General features: G+C 63.4%; 16 protein-coding genes. 6 read left to right on the top strand and 10 right to left on the bottom strand.

What is annotated here, in order from left to right; genetic code table 11:
• Window positions 1-37: 37 nt before the first annotated feature.
• Window positions 38-886, bottom strand: a complete 849-nt coding sequence (locus AB5Y81_RS05715) for an MIP/aquaporin family protein (protein WP_005299554.1) — start codon at window positions 884-886, stop codon at window positions 38-40.
• 487 nt (window positions 887-1,373) lie between these two features.
• Between AB5Y81_RS05715 and glpT the strand changes: the two genes are divergently transcribed.
• A complete protein-coding gene (gene glpT / locus AB5Y81_RS05710; RefSeq protein ID WP_005299556.1) occupies window positions 1,374-2,729 on the top strand; it encodes a glycerol-3-phosphate transporter in 1,356 nt (451 codons plus the stop codon).
• Between the two features lie 101 nt (window positions 2,730-2,830).
• On the top strand, window positions 2,831-3,589 hold the full coding sequence (locus AB5Y81_RS05705) for a DeoR/GlpR family transcriptional regulator (protein ID WP_005299558.1): 759 nt from the start codon (window positions 2,831-2,833) through the stop codon (window positions 3,587-3,589).
• 79 nt (window positions 3,590-3,668) lie between these two features.
• On the opposite strand, the gene AB5Y81_RS05700 is transcribed toward AB5Y81_RS05705, so the two are convergent.
• The gene (locus AB5Y81_RS05700) at window positions 3,669-3,806 is read right to left on the bottom strand and encodes a hypothetical protein (protein WP_017765987.1); all 138 of its coding nucleotides are present in this window, start codon (window positions 3,804-3,806) and stop codon (window positions 3,669-3,671) included.
• 104 nt (window positions 3,807-3,910) lie between these two features.
• Between AB5Y81_RS05700 and glpD the strand changes: the two genes are divergently transcribed.
• The 4 genes from glpD to tyrA all read left to right on the top strand — a co-directional run bounded on the left by glpD (window position 3,911) and on the right by tyrA (window position 9,228).
• Window positions 3,911-5,398 carry a glycerol-3-phosphate dehydrogenase gene (gene glpD, locus AB5Y81_RS05695; RefSeq protein ID WP_279484538.1) on the top strand — a complete coding sequence of 496 codons (1,488 nt, stop codon included), beginning with the start codon at window positions 3,911-3,913 and terminating at the stop codon, window positions 5,396-5,398.
• 99 nt (window positions 5,399-5,497) lie between these two features.
• Window positions 5,498-6,577, top strand: a complete 1,080-nt coding sequence (gene glpQ / locus AB5Y81_RS05690; RefSeq protein WP_279484537.1) for a glycerophosphodiester phosphodiesterase — start codon at window positions 5,498-5,500, stop codon at window positions 6,575-6,577.
• Window positions 6,578-6,896: 319 nt separating this feature from the next.
• Entirely contained in the window at window positions 6,897-7,970 is a 1,074-nt protein-coding gene (locus tag AB5Y81_RS05685) for a 3-deoxy-7-phosphoheptulonate synthase (protein WP_017779394.1), read from the top strand.
• A gap of 118 nt (window positions 7,971-8,088) precedes the next feature.
• Window positions 8,089-9,228: a bifunctional chorismate mutase/prephenate dehydrogenase gene (tyrA, locus tag AB5Y81_RS05680; protein WP_206865417.1), complete on the top strand. Its 1,140-nt coding sequence runs from the start codon at window positions 8,089-8,091 to the stop codon at window positions 9,226-9,228.
• Between the two features lie 64 nt (window positions 9,229-9,292).
• On the opposite strand, the gene hdfR is transcribed toward tyrA, so the two are convergent.
• From hdfR to AB5Y81_RS05640, 8 genes are all read right to left on the bottom strand, one after another.
• Window positions 9,293-10,168, bottom strand: a complete 876-nt coding sequence (gene hdfR, locus AB5Y81_RS05675) for an HTH-type transcriptional regulator HdfR (RefSeq protein WP_005299567.1) — start codon at window positions 10,166-10,168, stop codon at window positions 9,293-9,295.
• On the bottom strand, window positions 10,168-10,524 hold the full coding sequence (locus AB5Y81_RS05670) for a DUF413 domain-containing protein (protein WP_010634377.1): 357 nt from the start codon (window positions 10,522-10,524) through the stop codon (window positions 10,168-10,170). The genes hdfR and AB5Y81_RS05670 overlap by 1 nt, the downstream gene beginning before the upstream one ends.
• 302 nt (window positions 10,525-10,826) lie before the next feature.
• Complete coding sequence (gene eco, locus AB5Y81_RS05665; RefSeq protein ID WP_005299572.1) at window positions 10,827-11,309, bottom strand: serine protease inhibitor ecotin; 483 nt, start codon at window positions 11,307-11,309, stop codon at window positions 10,827-10,829.
• A 230-nt stretch (window positions 11,310-11,539) separates the two neighbouring features.
• A complete protein-coding gene (locus AB5Y81_RS05660; protein ID WP_005299575.1) occupies window positions 11,540-12,097 on the bottom strand; it encodes a DUF1566 domain-containing protein in 558 nt (185 codons plus the stop codon).
• On the bottom strand, window positions 12,094-13,467 hold the full coding sequence (locus tag AB5Y81_RS05655; protein WP_017765983.1) for a DUF1566 domain-containing protein: 1,374 nt from the start codon (window positions 13,465-13,467) through the stop codon (window positions 12,094-12,096). Before AB5Y81_RS05655 ends, AB5Y81_RS05660 begins: the two co-directional genes overlap by 4 nt.
• 58 nt (window positions 13,468-13,525) lie before the next feature.
• Window positions 13,526-15,940, bottom strand: a complete 2,415-nt coding sequence (locus AB5Y81_RS05650; protein ID WP_279484536.1) for a proprotein convertase P-domain-containing protein — start codon at window positions 15,938-15,940, stop codon at window positions 13,526-13,528.
• Window positions 15,941-15,972: 32 nt separating this feature from the next.
• Complete coding sequence (locus tag AB5Y81_RS05645) at window positions 15,973-18,051, bottom strand: prolyl oligopeptidase family serine peptidase (RefSeq protein ID WP_279484535.1); 2,079 nt, start codon at window positions 18,049-18,051, stop codon at window positions 15,973-15,975.
• Window positions 18,051-20,213 carry a TonB-dependent hemoglobin/transferrin/lactoferrin family receptor gene (locus tag AB5Y81_RS05640; protein ID WP_279484534.1) on the bottom strand — a complete coding sequence of 721 codons (2,163 nt, stop codon included), beginning with the start codon at window positions 20,211-20,213 and terminating at the stop codon, window positions 18,051-18,053. The genes AB5Y81_RS05645 and AB5Y81_RS05640 overlap by 1 nt, the downstream gene beginning before the upstream one ends.
• Window positions 20,214-20,517 lie beyond the last annotated feature (304 nt).

Genomic DNA, 20,517 nt, shown 5'->3' with positions numbered 1-20,517 from the left:
TATTTTCCACGTTTTTACACGTTGGGGAGGGCCGCTCTTAGGCGGCGGCCTCTTCTTTGGCGGTTTGGGCAGCTTGCTCGGTGGCGGCAACACGGTTGCCCGGCACACAGGGAGCCAACACTTTCACATAGAGGGCGGTACCAATCTGGGCGCCGACGATGGGGCCGAGGATGGGAACCCAGAAGTAGGGGTTGTCACGACCACCGGTCAGGGCCACGTCACCCCAGCCGGCCAGGAAGGCGAACAGTTTGGGGCCGAAATCACGAGCCGGGTTCATGGCAAAACCGGTTAACGGGCCAAGGGAGGCGCCGATCACCGCGATCAGGATACCGATCAGCAGGGCGGCGGCGAAGCCTTTGGGGGCGCCGTTATTGTTGTCACCCAGTGCCATGATACCCAGCATCAGCACGGCGGTGATCACCAGCTCGACGGTGAAGGCCTGCATGTTGGAGAGCAGGGCATTCGGGTAGGTAGAGAAGATGCCGGCGGTGCCGAGGCTCTCGACGCTGCCGCGTACCACGTTGTGGGTCACTTCCCACTGGCTGAAAAGGTTACCATAGAGGAAGTAGACCAGCGCCGCGAAGCAGAAGGCGCCAGCCACCTGGGCGATGATGTAGGGCACCACCTTGCGTTTGTCGAACCCGCAGAAGGTCATCAGGGCCAGGGTGACCGCAGGGTTGAGGTGGGCACCTGAGATGCCGCCGGTCACATAGATGGCGATGGCGACGCCCAGACCCCAGGTAATGGAGATTTCCCATTGCCCGAAGTTGGCACCGGCTAGCACCAGTGCGGCCACGCAACCGACGCCGAAGAAGATCAGCAGGCCGGTTCCGATAAACTCGGCGATGCACTCGCCAAGCAGGGTATTGGGTCTTTGTATGCTCATACCGTTATTCCTTATATCCACCCAGAGTAGGTTTGATGTTCCGTTTTGTTGTTTTTCATTCCCATTGTTGCGCCCGAAAACGTTTCTTCTTGTTTTTTGAGCTGACGCAAACGTTATGCTCGTTTGCGCTCGTTCTCGGACGAGAGAGAAAATAAACCGAAATCGACCATTCACCACTCCCTCCCCGCAGGAAATGTGGACAAGATCCCACTCATTGCTAAGAAAATGTGACGGAAAGCAAGTTGATACCGTGGTTATACCACTTAGTGGGTATCCAAAAGCCTTGCTACACAAGGGATTGCGACTGATGAGTGATTACTCATCTGACACTTTCTTTTGTAATAAAACTGCAATATTTCCGACTACATCACAGATTAAATGTTCACATATGAGCACAATAGGCTCGCTTTCGAATCGGGACTCCTCTGATTGGTCAGCATGGACAGGGCACCCTCAACCGCCCACAACAACAATAAGGAAGCAGAACATGCTTAGTCTCTTCAGGCCTGCACCACACATAGACAGGCTCCCGGCCGACAAGGTCGACCCCTTCTACAAACGCATGCGTTGGCAGGTGTTCTTCGGGATCTTCTTCGGTTATGCCGGTTACTACCTGGTACGGAAAAACTTCAGTCTGGCCATGCCTTATCTCATCGAGCAGGGCTTCTCCCGCGGTGATCTGGGCCTGGCCCTGTCCGGCGTCTCCATCGCCTACGGTCTCTCCAAGTTCCTGATGGGGAACGTGTCGGACCGCTCCAACGCCCGTTACTTCCTCTCCGCCGGTCTGCTGCTGTCGGCCGGTATCATGTTCATGATGGGGACCATGCACTGGGCCACCTCCAGCATCGCCATCATGTTCGTGCTGCTGTTCCTGAACGGCTGGGCACAGGGCATGGGCTGGCCGCCCTGCGGTCGCACCATGGTGCACTGGTGGTCGCAAAAAGAGCGGGGCGAAATCGTCTCGGTCTGGAACGTGGCCCACAACGTGGGTGGCGGCATGATAGGCCCGCTGTTCATTCTGGGGATGGGCTGGTTCAACGACTGGCGCAGTGCCTTCTACGTGCCGGCCGCCGCGGCTGCCGCCATCGCGGTGATCGCCTTCTTCGTGATGCGTGACACCCCGCAATCGGTCGGTCTGCCGCCCATCGAAGAGTTCAAGAACGACTATCCGAAGGATTACAACGAGAGCCACGAGCAGGAGTTTTCCGCCAAGGAAATCTTCATGAAGTACGTGCTGCACAACAAGCTGCTGTGGTACATCGCGATCGCCAACGCCTTCGTCTACCTCATTCGCTACGGTGTGCTGGACTGGGCGCCCACCTACCTGAAAGAGGCCAAGGACTTCAGCGTCGACAAGTCCTCCTGGGCGTACTTCCTCTATGAGTGGGCCGGTATTCCGGGCACCCTGCTGTGCGGCTGGATCTCCGACAAGATGTTCCAGGGCCGCCGCGCTCCGGCCGGTATCCTGTTCATGGTGCTGGTGACCATTTCCGTGCTGGTTTACTGGTTCAACCCGGCCGGCAACCCGACCATCGACATGATGGCCCTGGTCGCCATCGGCTTCCTCATCTACGGTCCCGTCATGCTGATCGGCCTCTATGCCCTGGAGCTGGCGCCGAAGAAGGCGGCCGGTACCGCGGCGGGCTTCACCGGTCTGTTCGGTTACCTGGGTGGCGCGGTTGCGGCCAACGCCATGCTGGGTTACACCGTTGACCACTTCGGCTGGGACGGTGGCTTCATGGTGCTGACTGCCTCCTGCTTGCTCTCCATCGTGCTGCTGGCGATGACCCTCAAGCACGAGAACGAGTCGATTGCCGCCAAGGCTGCTGTTCATAAGGCATAAAACGTGATCCTGCCCTTATCGATTGGAAAAGGGATCAGGTAAACTGCCCAAGGCCCCGCATCTGCCGGGGCCTTTTTTCGTCTCATCATCGGAGTTCAAGCGTGAAGCAAACCCAACGACATCTGGAGATCCTGGACGTCCTGACGCGGCAGGGCTTTGTCTCGACCGAGGATCTGGTGACCCATTTTGACGTCAGCCCCCAGACCATTCGCCGGGATCTCAACGATCTTGCCGAGCAGAACAAGATCCGGCGCCACCATGGCGGGGCCTCCCTGCATTCGAGTACCGTCAACACCGCCTACAGCGCCCGCAAGGTGATGCAGCTCAAGGAGAAAGAGCGCATCGCCCGGGAAGTGGCCGCCAACATCCCCGACGGCTCGTCGCTGTTCATCGACATCGGCACCACCACCGAAGCCATCGCCCGCGCCCTGCTCGATCACCGCGAGCTGCGCGTGGTCACCAACAACCTCAACGTGGCCAGCATCCTCACCGCCAAGGATGACTTCACCGTCATCATCGCCGGCGGCGAAATTCGCAACCGGGACGGCGGCATCGTGGGGGAGGCGACCCGCGACTTCATCGGCCAGTTTCGGATGGACTACGGCGTCATCGGCATCTCTGGCATCGACAGCGACGGCTCACTGCTCGATTTTGACTACCACGAGGTGAAGATCGCCCAGGCCATCATCGCCCACTCCCGCCAGGTGTTCCTGGCCGCCGACCACACCAAGTTCGGCCGCAACGCCATGGTCAACCTCGGCAACCTCAGCCAGATCCACGCCCTGTTCACCGATCAGGAGCCGCCGGAGAAGCTGATGCGGCTGATGTCCCAGCATCAGATCGAGTGTCACATCTGCTGAGTCGCCGTTAATCCGCTCCAGCATCAGGCCGCCATCGGGCGGCCGCTTCGTTTTCAGCCTCCCGCCTTTCTGCTTGCCCTCATTCCACTGCCGATGCCGCGCTGATCACCCCAAAAAGCGCGAACTCGCTCACAGCCTCGCCCCCGTTTTCCCCATGCCCTGCCGCTTTATCACCGACCGGCAGCATTTTTAGCATTGCCAAAACAATCGCGATCACATTTTCTCCATAAAATGTTCGTTTATCATTTTTTCATGCTCTAATATGAGCGAAATCAAACATTGCGACGGTTTCGCAAGATCAAAATAAGAAAGTAGGTGAACATGAGCGAACATTATGATCTGGTCGTCGTCGGCGGCGGCATCAACGGGGTAGGCATTGCGGCTGATGCGGCAGGGCGGGGTCTGAAGGTTGCCCTGTTCGAGGCGCGCGATCTCGCCTCTGCCACCTCTTCCAACTCCAGCAAGCTGATCCACGGCGGCCTGCGCTATCTCGAACACTACGAATTCCGGCTGGTGAAAGAGGCGCTGGCGGAGCGGGAAGTGCTGCTCGGCATGGCCCCTCACATCGCTCGCCCCATGCGTTTTCGCTTGCCCCATCGCCCGCACCTGCGTCCGGCCTGGATGATCCGCGCCGGCCTGTTCCTCTATGACAACCTGGCCAAGCGCGACAAGCTCAAGGGCAGCTGCGGCGTGCGCTTCCTGCCACAGGATGGCCTCACCGCCGGCATCAGAAAGGGGTTCGAGTACTCGGACGCCTGGGTCGACGACGCCCGCCTGGTGGTGCTCAACGCCATGATGGCGCGCGACAAGGGGGCCGACGTGCAGACCCGTACCCGCTGCGTCAAGGCGGTGCGCGGCTCCAAACACTGGACCCTGACTCTGGAGCGGGAAGGGGGCGAGCAGTTCAACGTCACCTGCCGCGGCCTGGTCAATGCGGCCGGCCCCTGGGTCAAGACCTTCTATGACGAGAGCCTGCACGAGAAATCCCCACGCGGCATTCGCCTCATCAAGGGCAGCCACATGATAGTGCCGCGCATCCATGAGCGCGAAGAGGCTTACATCCTGCAAAACGAGGACAACCGCATCGTCTTCGTCATCCCTTATCAGCAGGACTACTCGCTGATTGGCACCACTGACGTGGAGCACAAGGGCAGCCCGCGCGAAGCCAAGATCAGCGACGCAGAGATCAACTACCTGTGCAAGGTGGTCAACGCCCACTTCACCCGCCAGATCGCCCCCAAAGACGTGATCTGGACCTACGCCGGGGTGCGCCCGCTGTGCGATGACGAGTCCGACTCGCCGCAGGCGGTGACCCGCGACTACACGCTGGAGCTCAGTGGCGAATCCGATGGCGCGCCGCTGTTGTCGGTGTTCGGCGGCAAGCTCACCACCTACCGCAAGCTGGCTCAGGCTGCCTGCAACAAGCTCAAGCCCTGGTTCAGCCAGATGGGGGATGACTGGACCGCCAACAGCCGGTTGCCCGGTGGCGAGTTCGACTGCTCGGTGCGCGAACTGGCGCGCGCCTTTGCGCTGGAGTTCGACTGGCTCGATGATCGCAGCGCCCTGCGCATTGCCGAGGCCTATGGCGCCCATGCCCGCCTCTGGCTCAAGGAGCCCCGTGGTCAGCACTTTGGTGCCGGTCTGTACGAAGCCGAGGTGCGCTACCTTATCGAGCGGGAGTGGGCCTGCAGCCTGGAAGACATCCTGTGGCGCCGCAGCAAGCTGGGGCTGCGCCTCTCCGACACCGAGCAGCAGCAACTGGCTGCCTGGCTGAGCGAACACCACCACGCCCTGCCAAAAGCGAGCTGACCCCCTGCGGGCGGCCTCGGCCGCCCGCCGTAAAACTGCAATAAACCTCTGTTATAACAATAACCTACATCCCATAAACAATAACAAAGAGCACCGCGCATGAAAAAACATACTCGCTCCCTGCTTGCCCTTGGTCTGGGGGCCGCCTTGGCGTTGCCCGCGCTGGCCGCCGATGAAGGCAAAATCGTGATCGCCCACCGGGGCGCCTCCGGCTACCTGCCCGAGCACACCCTGGAGTCCAAAGCATTGGCTTATGGCATGGGGGCCGACTATCTGGAGCAGGATCTGGTGATGACCAAGGATGACCAGCTGGTGGTGATGCACGATCACTTCCTCGATGGCATCACCGATGTGGCCGAGCGCTTCCCCGGCCGGGCACGCCCGGATGGTCGCTACTATGTGGTGGATTTCACCCTGGACGAGGTGCGCTCCCTGCGCATGACCGAGCCGTTCCAGCTGGTGGACGGCAAGCAGGTGCCCGTCTATCCGGCCCGCTTCCCGCTGTGGAAGTCCAGCTTCAAGATCCACACCTTCCAGGAAGAGATCGAGATGATCCAGGGGCTCAACAAGAGCACCGGCAAGAACATCGGCATCTACCCGGAGATCAAGGCCCCCTGGCTGTTCCGCCACGAAGGCAAGGACATCTCCAAGGCGGTGCTCAAGGTGCTGAAGGAGTACGGCTACACCAGCAAGAACGACAAGGTCTATCTGCAGTGTTTCGATACCAACGAGCTCAAGCGCATCAACAGCGAGCTGATGCCTGCCATGGGGATGGATCTCAAGCTGGTGCAGCTGATGGCCGAGACCGACTGGAACGAGACCATGGTCTACGATGCCAAGGGCAAGGCGACCCCCTACAACTATGACTGGATGTTCAAGCCGGGCGCCATGAAGGAGATCGCCGCTTACGCCGAGGGGATCGGCCCCTGGAAGCCGATGATAGTGCCGGAGCCGGGTACCCTGGGCAAGCCGACCTTCACCGGCATGGTGAAAGAGGCCCATGCGGCCGGCCTAAAGGTGCATCCCTATACCTTCCGTCAGGATGAGGGCCAGATCCCGGCCTACGCGAAAGACTTCACCGATCTGCTGAACATCTTCCTCTATCAGGCCGATGTGGATGGCGTGTTCAGCGACTTCCCCGACAAGGCGGTCGAGGTGATCAAGGCGCGCGGCAAATAATTAAAGAAGAGCAACACGGGAATGCAAGCGGGGCCAGGTGCCCCGCTTTTTTATGTCTGCTGGCAAGGGAAATCAGTAAGGGTGTAACTATAAGTTTACGATTTTGGTGTTTTGATCATGTGGCGAGCACTACTTTCTGGCCGAAAGGGTCTCTTTTGTGGTCATTTATCCATCTGTCAGCGAATAAATCCGCTAGTTTCACTTGATTGTTTGTTTTTAATTGGTAAGGTGGGGGCGGTTGCGTAACAAAGTGCTGACTTGTGTAAATAAAATTGAACGGTCGGCGCAGTTGGCTTGAAACAGTAGAGAGAATGAGAACATGCAAAGAGATCCCCTGAACAACATCCATATCCAGTCCGAACAAGTGATGATCACGCCTGCCCAGCTGAAGGAGAAACTGCCCATCTCCGATCGCGCGCTGGCATTCGTGCAAGGGGCCCGCAATACCATCGCCGACATCATCCACCGTCGTGATCACCGCTTGCTGGTGATCTGTGGTCCCTGCTCCATCCACGACATGGACGCCGCCAAAGAGTACGCAACCAGACTCAAAGCGCTGCATGACGCCTATCAGGACACTCTCTACATTGTCATGCGGGTCTACTTTGAGAAGCCACGCACCACGGTCGGCTGGAAGGGCTTCATCAACGACCCGAACCTGGACGGCACCTTCGACGTGGAGCTGGGGCTGCACCGGGCCCGCGAGCTGCTCTGCTGGCTGGCCGAACTGGAGCTGCCGCTGGCTACCGAGGCGCTCGACCCCATCAGCCCGCAATACCTGGCGGAGCTCTTCTCCTGGTCGGCCATCGGTGCCCGCACCACCGAATCCCAGACCCACAGGGAGATGGCGTCCGGCCTCTCCATGCCGGTCGGCTTCAAGAACGGCACCGACGGCAACCTGGGTACCGCCATCAATGCGCTGCAGGCCGCCTCCAGCCCGCATGCCTTCATGGGGATCAACCAGCAGGGCCAGGTCGCGCTGCTGCAGACCCAGGGCAACCCGGATGGTCACGTGATCCTGCGCGGCGGCAAGCACCCGAACTACGACTCGGTCAATGTGTCGCTGGCGGAAGAGGCGCTGGAAAAAGCGGGCCTGCTGCCCGGCCTGGTGGTGGATTGCAGCCACGGCAACTCCAGCAAGGATCACCGCCTGCAGCCCAAGGTGGCTGACAACGTGATCCACCAAATCGAGGAGGGCAATCGCTCCATCATAGGGGTGATGCTCGAATCCAACCTGTTCGAAGGCAACCAGTCCAGCGAGCAGCCCAAGTGCGAGATGCGCTACGGCGTCTCCATCACCGATGCCTGCATCGACTGGGAGACCACGGACGCGCTGCTGGCCCGTTGTCACAGCCAGCTGGCGGCGCCACTTTTGGCCAGAACCAAGGCATAAGCCGTGGTATCTTGTTAGCACTGACTGAACAATCGAGGTGTCACCGGCCGAGGCGGTGGCACCTCGTTGCCTCTTGAATCACAGGGCGTCGCTGCGGGCGGCGCCGCAGGGACCGGATATGGCTGAAGAGTTGAATGCCCTCAGGGACAAAATCGATGCGGTGGACAAGCAGTTGATTGATCTGCTGGCCGCCCGTCTCGCCCTGGTGGGGGAAGTGGGGGAAGTGAAGAGCCGGCACGGCCTGCCCATCTATGCACCGGATCGGGAGGCGAGCATGCTGGCCCGCCGCCGCGCCGAGGCCGAGGCACTGGGGGTGCCAGGGGACCTTATCGAGGACGTGCTGCGCCGGGTGATGCGCGAATCCTATATTCTGGAGTCCGCCAGCGACAAGGAGCACCACTTCAAGTGCATGAAGCCTGACCTTGGCAAGGTGGTGATCATAGGTGGTCAGGGGCAGCTCGGCCGCCTGTTCGGCAACCTGTTCAGCCTCTCGGGCTACCGGGTCGAGACCCTGGGTCAGGCCGACTGGCCGCGCGCCGACGAGATCCTGCAGGGCGCCGGGTTGGTGATGGTGGCGGTGCCCATCGACGTCACCTGCCAGGTGATCGACCGGCTCGGCAACCTGCCGGCGGACTGTCTGCTGGTGGATGTGACCAGCGTCAAGGGCGAACCGCTCGAGCATATGCTGGCGGTGCACAAGGGGCCGGTGCTGGGGCTGCACCCCATGTTCGGGCCGGACGTGGCGAGCCTCGCCAAGCAGGTGATCGTCTGCTGTCAGGGGCGCGACAACGATGCCAGTCAGTGGCTGCTGGAGCAGATGACCATCTGGGGGGCGCGTTTGCAGCAGGTGGAGGCCAGGGCCCACGACGAGGCGATGACCTTTATCCAGGCGCTGCGCCACTTTGCCACTTTCGCCTATGGCTGGCATCTCTCCCGCGAGCAGGCCAACCTCGACCGGTTGCTGGCCTTGAGCTCCCCCATCTACCGGCTGGAGCTGGCCATGGTGGGACGGCTGTTCGCCCAGGATCCGCACCTCTACGCCGACATCATACTGTCGTCGCCGCAGAACCTCGCGATGATCCGCCGCTACTACCAGAACTTCGGCGAGGCGCTGGGGCTGCTGGAGCGGGGGGACAGGGAGGGCTTCATCGAGGCCTTCAGCCAGGTTTCGGGCTTCTTTGGCGAGCGGGCGGACGAGTTCCTGCGTGAGAGTCGCACCTTGCTGGCCCAGGCCAACGATCGTCGCCATCACGGCTGACGATGACCAAAAGCAAAAGGGGCCGACAGGCCCCTTTTGCATTCTAGCGCGCGCCGCGCCGCCTCTATTCCGGCTGCGGCAAGCGCAGATCGGCGCCATCCCAGCCCAGCGGCAGGGTCAGCAGCTGATCGATCAGCTCCCGCCGATCGGACTTTTCCAGATAGGCGAGGTAGAGCGGGCGGCTCAAGGCCTGGGCGCCTTCCACCAGGTGCAGGCGCCCCTGCTCGAGGAAAGGGCTTACCATGCGTCTTGGCAGGTAGGCCGCACCGCCGTTGGCCAGCACGAACTGCAGCGCCATATTGGCGGAGCTCGAGTGCAGCACCGGGGTCTTTTGCAGGCTCTGCAGCCGGCTGGGCTGGGGCTCAAAGCTGGTGCCCCAATCCAGATGAATGTGCGGCATCTGCATCAGGCTGTCGGCGTTGGCCGCGCCATCCCGGCTCACCAGCTCGAACACCAGCTCGCCGATGGGGTGCAGGGCAATCTCGTCGATCTTGGTCGGCTCGGAGAGCAGGGCGAGATCGAGGGAGCGCTCCAGCAACTGGCGGCACAGGTGCTCGCGGGAGGCGGTCTCGAGCCGCACTGCAAGGCCGGGGGCCAGGGCATAGACATGGTTGAGCCAGTCATTGAAGTCGAGCTCCCAGAACACCGCGGGGGCGCCGATGGCGAGCTGCTGGCTGAAACCGGGGGAGAGGGCCACATCCTGCTTGGCGCGGCCCAGGGTATGCAAGATGGCGTCTGCGTAGGGCAGCAGACGCTCACCGGAGGCGGTCAGGCGGATGTTGTTGCGATGGCGGGCAAACAGACTGACCCCGAGTTGCTGTTCGAGCTGGCGGATCCGAAAGCTCACCGCCGACTGGGTCAGGTAGAGATTTTCAGCAGCCCGGCCGAAGTGCCGGGTCTTGCTGACCTCGATAAAGGTCCGAAGCAGTTCGGTATCCATTAATCGATGGACTCGTCGCTACCGCTGCCACCTTCAAAACCGCCGCCACTCGCTTCCTCGTTGGCACCGCCGGCGACGGTGCACAGACGGTGCACGCGCTTGGGACCGATCACCTTCAGATACTTGAACCACACCTTGGCGTGGGGGTTGTTGCCGGCGGCACCGGATTTGACCTGTTCGATGAAGGCGCTTTCCACGTCATCGCGCGCGGCCAGGTTGCCCTGATAGAGCGCGAGCATGGCGGTACCGTATTTTTCCAGACTGTCCGCTTCGGCCACAGTGAATTCGCCACTGCGACGCAGGCCACGGGGAAAATGTTTGAAGTCGTTGAAACGCTTGTCTGATTCGAAGCTCATAGTGCTCTTTTTCTGGTTAGTTTGACCTTTGCGGGCAAGTATCATCAGGCCGTCGCAGAGTGCAAAATCAATTTTTTCACTATATTGATAAATCTCTTTCATCGAAAGTGATTTGCCGCGGATCCATGGGCCCGGGTCGGCTGAAAAGGGCAAAAAAGTGAGAAAAAAAGCGGAGTTATGTCAGGTTCTGTAAAGGTTGGCGGGGTGGGAAACAGCACAATTTGTTACAAATAAAGCGCCATTCGGCGCTCTATTTGATGTCGTTCATGAACCAAAGCGGGAGGTCTGGTCTCGGTAGAGACTCACTCGATCATGGCTGGCTGAGCCAGGGTATCGGCACGCCACAGACGGTAGCGCACTTCATACTCCTGCGGTACGTAGAGCACGAACGGCAGCTTGGAGTTGTAGTTCACGAAGAAGCCCTGGCCGTAGATCTGGACGAAGGTCTCTTTCTTCTGGCCATCCGGGCAGGCCATCAGGGTGCTGATGGGATCGGACACCTTGCCGAGCATCAGGTAGTTGTAGCCCCAGCCTTTGACGCTGTGCTGTTCCAGGTTGCCGGCAAAGCGCGGCACATTGCAATCGACCATCATTTTCTTGCCGACCTGCAGCTCGACCATCATGTCGGCTTCGTTCTCGACTTCCGGCAGGCGGATCACCACACGTTCCTGGTTCACTTCGGCAGCCGGGAACATGCTGATATCAAATTTTTTCGGTTCGGCGGCGAAGGCATGGCCGCCCAGCAACAAGGCGCCCAGCAGGCTAAAACGCAATACGGTTTTCATCTGTACCTCATGGGGTTGGTTCAACGCCGCTAGACTAACCGCTCTGCCCGTTTCATGCCAGCGATCTGCTACGTAAAAACTGCGTAAAATGATGCAGATCCGGCACACAATGACGTCTTCTGGCTATTTTCTGACAGGGTGCAGATCCGCCAAACGACAGGCTGGGCTGCAAACGCGGGTGGCCAGCCGGGATCCTGTGTTCATCGGGATCCCCTGGCCACCCGACTCCATCAGCGCACCAGCAGCACCTGCTTGGCCCAGGCGCCGGGGGCCCGCATGCCGACGGCGCCGCTGGTGATATCCAGATAGGCGACCCCCTTGCTGGCCGGCACCGGGGTGGAGGACCAGAGGTAGACGTAACCGTCGTTCACCTCTTTGCCGTCACCGGCCATGGCGCGGGGGAAGATGGTTTCGTTGAGCGCCGGCTTGTAGCAGGCGGACTCCAGCACGCTGGCCAGCTCCTTGATGGTGGGCAGGCGCCAGCCGCCGTGGCCGCCGAAGTTGTACAGCGCATGGCTCGGCTCGGTGCGGATCCGCTCGGCGGTCAGCAGGGCCTGCTGCCAGTAAAGCCGGGTCGGCTCGCCTTGGCAGCTCTGGTTGCGCCAGGTCTGGCCGAGCTGGCAGCGCATCCAGGTCAGGCCGGTGGAGCGATCCGTGACGGTGCCGTTGCCGCGGTCGATGAAGCGGGCGGTGGGACTGGTTCTGGGCATGTTGTCATCACAGATGGCGGTGGCCAGGGCGAGGGGACTGCCAAGGGTCAGCAGCAGGGTCAACATCAAGCGGTTCATCGGGTTACCTCCGCCACCAGTCGCAGTTGCAGACCGTTGGCATCATCGCTGTTTTGAACTGTGGTTGCGTAGTCGGTGCCGGCGTCATCGCCAAGGAAGATGTGGGCGATGGCGCTGATGGGGGCGCTCTCCAGCCGGCGCGAAGGGGTCAGGGTCTGGCTCCAGTAGTAGCCGCTGAAATCCTTGCTGGTGGTGCCGACATCGGGGAAGTAGCGCACGTCCATGCTCACCGGCTGGTCGTCCTGGCGGGAGAGGGAGCCGTAGTGCTGCAGGCTCATCAGCTCGCGCGAGTGGGGCATGCGCCAGCTGGTGATGCCGCACAGCTGCTGGGCGTTGAGCCACTGGCGGTACTGCTCCGTGGTGCAGATGGCCTCGCCATCCGGGCAGGCGTAGTCCAGCTCCTGCTGGGTGGGGTGATAGTCGTCAAGCTCCCAGGCGAAGGTGCGGTGCAGATCGCGCGGGCTGGCGGGATCATCGAGCTTCTTCTCCCAGACCAGACCGGTGTTGAGATCTTCCACACACTCCCAGACGGGGGCGTCATCGGCCAGCGGCTGCCCCTTGCCGTCGAGCTTGCGATAGCGCAGCGGCGCCTTGTTGAGGCTGGCCTCCTGCCCCGGGTGGTCGGCGGGTTCCTGGGTGAGCAGGTAGTCGACCCCGTCCGTGTAGGTGGTGACGCCACTGCCGGTGATCAGTGGATGGGAGTGCTGTTGCAGCAGCCGGGCGCGGACGTCTGCCTGCTGGCTGGCCAGCTCGCCGTGCAGGGCAAAGTGGCCAGCCAGCTCGGGCAGCAGGCTGCCGATGGCAGGCCACACCAGCATATGCAGGGTGGCGGTGGAGAAGCCCTCCTGGGCCTTCAGATCGGTCTCGACGACCGCCTGCAGCAGCTGGCCCAGCGCCAGGTTGAAGTCGCTCAGCCGGGAGAGGGCGGCCAGATCCTGACCCGGTTGCAGCGGCGCCAGCGCACTGAGCAGCTCGCCGAGGGCTTGCCTCGGGGGCTGCCCCTCGGCGATGCGGTATTGCAGCAGGGTGCTGAGCGGGCTGGGGGTCAGGTGCTGATCATCGAGCCGGGCGGCGGGATGCAGCAGCACGGGGGCGGCCGGGTTGCTTGGCAAGAACAGCAAGGTGCTGGTCAACAGGGCCGGGGCGCTGCCGCTCAGCCGGTGAGTACCGGCCGCGCCGCTGACACTGGGCTCCCCCGCATCACAAGATGCATTCTGGTTGAGGTTGATGCACAGGGTGCCGGCTTCGGGCAGGGTCACGGTCAGGCTGTAGTCGGGGACCGCCAGCGGCGCCTCGTCCGAGCCGCCACCGCCACAGGCGGTGAGCAGGGGGGCCAGCAGGCAGGCCAGGCGGGAGTAATGTGGTGTCATCTCTAGTCCTTAGGGAGGGGGCCTTGGCCCCCTCTTCTTATATATGGATGGGGTGGATTCAGGTGCGCTGGCGCAGGCGGCGCCAGAGGGCCAGCGGCAGCAACCAGAGCAGGTTGGTCGTACCGCCACCGCTACCGTCGTCCACCTGGAAGTGGATGATGCCGTCATCGGGCGGGGTGACCGGCTTGCTGCACTGGGCGCCGGTCCGCTGGCTGATGCTCCAGCCGTTGATGCGGCCCTGATTGCCGGGCTTGCTGTCCACTATCTCCAGGGTCCAGCGACCGGCCAGCGGCTCGCCTTCCAGCGCGCTGAAGGGCTGCAGGGGCAGCAGCTCGGTGGGGAAGACCCCCTTGAGGCGTGGCAGCGGGCTGTAGCCCTTGTCCCAGATCTGGATGCGGGTGCCGGAGGGGGAGTTGAGCCAGATCTCCAGCTCATCGAGCGCCGGGTGCTGCAGATCCAGGTTCAGCTGCAGCCGGTCGCTCACCTTGGCCTCGCTGCTCTCTATCAGCAGGCTGGTTTCGCTGAGGCCACGCACCTCGTCGCTGATGGCATCGCTCAAGGTGAGCGGCTGACCACTGGCGCGGCTGACGATGGGGGCGCCGATGGGCAGGGTCAGCGACTGCTGCCACTGGCGCTCGGTCGGGCTGGTGCCGCTCATGGTGAGGCTTACCGGCAGCGCCACCTCGTCGCCACAGGCGAGCGGGCTCTGGGCCAGTAGGCGCAGGGTGGTGGTCATGCTGGCACCCGCCGCGAGGGTCGCCGGTTGCCAGCTGTAAGGATCGGCCTGCAGCCCGCTTGGCAGCTGGAGGGCCAGCTCGTTCAGGGCCACCGGCGCCTTGCCCTGGTTGGTAAGGGTCAGCTGCACCGACTGGCGCTGCCCCAGCTCGATGACGCTACCATCACCCAGGCCCACATTGACCGGTGCCTGCAACAGACCGTGCTGGCGAAACGCCTGCTCCAGCAGCCGGGCATAGGGGCGGGCCGGGTAGAGCCGAGCGGCGGTATCCACCGTGATGCGGGCCAGCTGCGGCATGCGGATGGCCGGGCCGAGACCGAAGTGGGACTCGATGATCAGGCGATCAAACTCGTCCCGCGCTCCTTCGCCCTGCTCGGCGACCGCGGCCAGCAGCGCCTGGAACAGCGGGGTGCCCCACAGCTGGTCGCCATTGCTGCCGTTGATGGTGCGGTGGGCCGGGTAGTTGTAATCCGGGTGGTAGCGGGCGCGCAGATCGTCCAGCTGACGCGGGGTGCGGTCGGTGAAGCGGGCATCCCAGTTGAACACCATGGCGGGCTCGAACTGGCGACCGGCTTCGCTGCGCTGGCGGTGGCTGGCGGCCAGGTAGTCGCTGAAGCCCTCGCCGATGGCGCCCCAGTCCGCCTCGTCCCCCAGATCCGGCACTATGTGGTGCTGCACTGCGTGGCCGAATTCGTGCCAGATCACCATGGGATCCTCGGCATCGGGCACGCCGCTGCGACCCAGCTCCAGCCGGCGTTCGAACGGATCGTAGAGGGAGTTGTCCTGATAGCCGGCCTCGGTGTCGATGTCGAGTGCCCCCGGGATGAGGTCGCTAAAGCCGAGGCGCTTGAGGTGACGCTGGGCGAGATCCAGGTGGTAGTAGGCGTTGATGTCGGCAAAGCCGCGATCATCGCGGGTCAGGCGAAACGCCTGCGGGCTGTCGGCGCTGAAGGGGGCGGTATCCGGCTCCATGGCATCCACCACCCGGGCGTGGGGGCCGCTCAGCAGATAGCGTCCGCCCGCCAGGGTGACCGGCAGCGGTACCTTGTCCTGATAGGCGGCGTCTGCCAGTTGCAGGGATTCGTGCCAGACCAGACCGGCGTCGCGCAGCTGGGTACGGGGATCCGGATCGAATACCCGAGCCTCCAGCAGGGTGTCGCCGGCGTCTGCGGTGCGGCTGGCCCGGGTGGTGGCCGCATCCATCCAGCGACCGAGCTCGCGGCTGCCGTCGCAGCTGGCGAACAGCTGCACCTGGCTGGCCTTGGCGTTGCCCGCCTGATGCTCGCGTACCCGTTGGCGCAGGGCCGGCACCAGGGTGTCGCCGTCGCGCCAGTACCAGGCCTCGACCGGACCAAGGGTGTCGATCTCGCTGCCGCCATCGCGCAGTTGATCCAGCAGGGGATCCAGATTACTGGTGGCGTCGCAGCCGGGTTCGCGGCTATCCAGCGGCCGGCTGTTGTGATAGATGCGCCAGGGCTTGCCTGTTTGATCGACGCTGACGGCGGCCTGAATGGTGGCCACCGGCAGACCGTTGACCAGCTGGCGGAAGCTGTAGTGATGGCCGAGCAGGCTGGCCCTGTCGTAGTCGGGGGCGAGCGTCACGCCGAGACGCTGTTCGAGCCACTGCTGCGGCGTCGTGGTCAGCGGTTGTTCATCGACAAACTGCAGCTCGGCCGCCAGCAGTGGCTGGGAGAGCAGGGTTGCCGCCAGCCAGAGGGCCAGGGAAGAGGGTTTCATGGTTTACTCCAACACAAAAATGAGAAAAGGGATCACCGGCGGGCGCCCGCCAGGGTGAGCAGGAAGGCGTACTCGCGGGCCGCCTGCTGGCGCGCGTTGCCCGGGCTGGTGCGGTGGCCGCCGTCGAGGGCCGTGCTGAGCAGATAGGGGCCCGCTCCCGTGCTGTGTTCCCGCAGGCGGGCCACCCACTTGAGCGGCTCCCAGTAGGGCACCTGACTGTCGTGCAGCCCGGCCGTCACATAGACGGGGGGATAGGGGGCCGCATGCAGGTTGTCGTAAGGGCTCAGGTGGCGCATGGCGGCGTAATCGGCGGCAATGGCCGGGTTGCCCCATTCGGCGTACTCCTGACGGGTGAGCGGCAGTTCGGGATCGCTCATGGTGCCGATGAGATCGACGAAGGGCACCTGCAACACGGCCCCGGCGAAGCGGGTCGGCGCCTGGTTGAGGGCCGCCGCCACCAGCAGGCCGCCGGCGCTGCCGCCCATGGCAAACAGCCGGGTGGGATCGATGGCGGGATCCCGGGCCAGCGCCTCGGCCACGGCCAGGAAGTCGTCCACGCTGTGCTGTTTGTGGCGACCGCGCCCTGCTAGATACCACTCATCCCCCAGCATGCCGCCGCCGCGCACGTGGGCGATGGCGTAGACGAAGCCGCGATCCAGCAGACTCAGCACCTGCGGCTGGTAGTAGGGGCGCATGGGGGTACCGTAGGCGCCATAGCCGTAGAGCAGCAGGGCTTTGGGGGTGTGAATATCCTTGCGCCACACCAGGGAGACCGGCACCTTGACGCCATCCTTGCCCACCACCCAGCGGCGCTCGCTCTGGTAGGGGGAGGGGAGGGCTGCCCGGGCGTCCGGCAGCCAGCGGCCGCTGGCGAGATCGAGCAGGCGCTGGTGCGGCGGCTCGGCCATGCCCTGGCGGCGGATCAGGATCTGCCCGCTGGCGGGGTCGTGGGCGCCCTGGATCCAGGCCGTGCCGGCCCCCTCGGTCAGCAGCAGGCGATGGCTGAGCCGGCCGCGGCCATCCAGCACGTCGAGCCAGTCATCCCCGTGATGGCGATACTGCAGCACCGTGTAGTCGGCAAACAGGCGCCACTTCTCAAGACTCCTCTGCTCGCCGGACCAGAGCGGCTGCCACTCTCCCTTGGCCACCTGGCTCAGGTCGGCCACCTGATAGAGGCCGAGGGCACCGTCCCGGTTGCTCTTGAGCAGCACCCGCTCCCCCTGGGTATCCAGGTAGTACTCGAGGCCGGCCTGACGGACCTTGAGCAGAGCCGGTGTGCCCTCGTCCAGCAGATACTGCTCGGCGCTGTCGTGGTTGTTGCTCTGCAGCAGCAGGTGGCGCCGATCCGTGGTGCGATAGAGGCTGAGCAGCCAGGCAGGGTCCGCCTCCTGGTGGATTTGCTGCTCCTTGCCATCGCGCCAAGCCCACAGCTGCCAGGGGCGCAGGGTGCGAGGTTCGTTGGCGATGGTGTAGAGGGTCTTGCCATCCAGGCTCCAGAGCAGATCGCTGGCCCGGTGCGTCAGGGTGGCCAGGGGCTTGCCGTCGGCCAGGTCGAGCAGGGTGATGCGGTAATCCCGATCGCCCTGCAGATCTTCGGCCAGGGCCAGCCAGCGCCCGTTCGGGTGCAGGGCCCAGCCGGCGAGCTCGTAGTAGCCGCTGGCCGGTTGGCGGGCCGCCAGCCGTTGACGGGGCTCAGCCTGCTCGCCGCTGCGCTGCCACAGGCTGCCGTCGGCTTCCATCCGCCACTGGCTGCCCGCCTCGCTCAGCCACTCTTGCGGCATGGGCTCGCCGCGCGCTTGCGCCTGCCACTCGGCCTGCAGAGCCTGCTCCAGCGACCGCTGAGCGGCGAGCTGCTGCTCGGTCCAGCGATTCTGCTCGCCCAGCAGGGTCAGCAGGGCGGGATCCTGGCGGCTGTCGTCGCGCCAGCCGCCGTAGGGATCGAGCCGGGCCCGCTCTCCCGGCATCGGCAGCGGGCGGTGAGGAATAAGCGGGGCCATGAGCGGCGCCGAGGTGGCGACGGCCTGGCTCGGGGTGCCGGCAGGTGCAATGGTGGCGGGCTGGGCAGCCGCCGGAGTGGCCAGCAGGCTGGCCAGCATCAGGAGTGCGTGCATCAGAGCCCCACGAAGGTGTAGCGCAGGCTGGCGCTCAGGGAGCGGCCCGTCTGGGTGTAGAGGCCCGCATCCGTGCCTGCTTCCAGCCCGGCGACGTCCTGATAGCGGGTGTAGCGGGTGTCGAGCAGGTTGTCGAGCTTGAGGTTGGCCTTGAGGGCGTCGGTGATCTGCCAGTCGGCGGTCAGGGCGAAGCTGAGCCAGCCTGCGGTTTTCAGGCACTCGCCCTGCTGCTGGGTCAGGCTGTTGCCACAGCTGGGCACCCGGCTCATGGCGGCGGCGTAGTCGGCCTGCAGCCCCAGGCTCCAGTCGTTGGCCTGATAGCTGAGGCGGGTGTTGCCCTCGAGCGGAGTGAGGTTGCGCGGCGATTCGCCCTGGCTGGTCTTGCCGTCGACCCAGCCCAGCTTGGTGGCCAGCTCCCATTGCGGGGTCAGCCAGTAGCTGGCGGCGACTTCGGCGCCCCAGGTCTCGGACTTGGCGACGTTGCGATATTGACGCAGCATGACCCCGTCGCTCAGGCGGAAGCCCACCTGACGCCAGTCGACGAAGTTGTAGTAGCGGTTGTAGAAGAGGGCCGGCTTGATGCTCCATTCGTCCCCTTCGCCGCTCACCCCCCACTCGAAGCTGTGGCTGGTCTCCTCCTTGAGATCCGGGTTGGCGATGATCTCGAACGGCGGCAGGGCAAAGTAGTGGGGGATGTTGCCGTACACCTTGTCGTAGGAGGGGGCGCTGAAACCGTTGGCGTAGCTCAGCCAGCTGCGCCACTGCTCGTTGAAGCGGTAGCTGGTGGCCAGGCTCGGCGAGAGGTGCCAGCTGTGGTTGCTGTCGCCCCGGCCATCCTGCGGGCTCAGCCACTGCTGATCCATGCGCAGGGTCGGGGTGAACTGCCACTGGCCCAGGGTCGCCACGTCCCCCAGCCAGATGCCGGCCCGATCGGTGCGGGCGCTGCTGAAGGGGGCTGACTGGGTGGGTTGGGGGATGCCGGCTTCCAGCATCAGCTTCTCCACCGGTCGCTCGTGCCGGGTGCGCGCCAGCTCGAGGCCGTAGCTCAGCTTGTGCTCGACGGCGCCGGTGACCAGATCGCGGCGGATATCCAGCTCGCTGCCGAGCAGGTGCTCGGTGAAGGTGGCCAGCTCCCGCTCGCTGCGATAGCGGGGGTAGCCGCTCAGCTCGTCATTTTGCAGCAGGCTGCGCTTGTTGGCGGTGTTCTTGGCATAGTTGCCGTGCAGGTTCCAGGTAAAGCGGTCGGCCAGCGGATGGCCCAGATCCTGCGCCTCCCAGCTCAGCTTGCCGCCCTGGGAGCGCTGGCTGCCGTTCTCGCGATACTGGCGCACCTGCCACTTGCCGTCGGGCTGGGGAATTTCGCGCGGCCCCTGATCCCGCTTGGCGTTGTCCTCGAAGTAGTCGATCTCGAGGCGCAGCAGATGGTGCTGATTGAGGGTCAGGCTGGAGCTGGTGGAGGCGCTGAGGCCATCGAGATCCGCCGGGATGCGGCTCTGGTCGTAGTTGGCAGTCTCGTGCCCCTGCCAGCCGGAGAGGCGCAGCAGGTGGGCGCTCTCGCCCCAGCGGGCGGCGCCGGTGGCGCTCAGTTTCTGTTTGTCGCTGCTGCCGTCGTGCAGCACCTTGCTGCTGAGGTAGGCATCCTGCCCCTGCAGGTAATCTTCCGGCTGCTTGGTGGTGATGACCACGGTGCCGCCGATGGCGTCCGAGCCGTGCAGGGCGGAACCGGCCCCCTTGGCCACCTCGATCTGCTTGACGTCATCGAGATCGAAGCTGAAGCGGCCCACCTTGTCGTTGAGATCGTCGGCACCGAAGCCGTCGCTGACCCGGACCCCATCCTTGACGATCAGCACCCGGTTGCCACCGATGCCGCGGATGCTGATGTTTTGCGGCCGGCCCGCCGAGCCGGTCACCGAGACGCCGGGTTCGTTCTTGAACACGTCGGTGAGCTCGGTGGCTATCTGGCGCTCCAGATCCTCTTCGGTGATGACGGTGATGGAGCCCGAGATGTCGGACAGTTTCTGCTCGACCCGCTGACCCTTGACAATTATGGTCTCGCGCGCCTTGGGCGGGGTGGTGCCGGAGGTGTCTATCCCTGCGGGATCGCCGGCGGCCAGCGCTGTACCGGACAGCAGCATGGGCCAGTAGTGAAGTAGTGTTTTCATTTTGAGAATAATTATTATTTAAGCCTGAAGGCCGCGGATTATTGCAGAGAGGTCCAATCAGATCAACGATTGATAATCATTATCATTTTGTTTTTATGATCCTGATCGGACTGGGTTTTTGAGAAGAGAGTCAGTAATGAGCAGGGCCAACCTTTGCGTCGGGTGCGGGTCTGGCAGGCAGGGTTGGTGATGAGGCGGGGGCGGACGAAAGCGCCTCGGCTAACGTGTTGGCAGCCCCTGCACAGGTCTTGGCGGCAATAAAAAACCCGCTCGAGGAGCGGGTTTTCAAGGGATACAGGACGGG

This window comes from Aeromonas sp. s2 (assembly GCF_040907935.1).
Taxonomy (GTDB): Bacteria; Pseudomonadota; Gammaproteobacteria; order Enterobacterales; family Aeromonadaceae; genus Aeromonas; species Aeromonas dhakensis.
The sequence above is the reverse complement of the archived record's forward strand: the minus strand, read 5'-3'. Positions and strand labels throughout refer to the sequence as shown.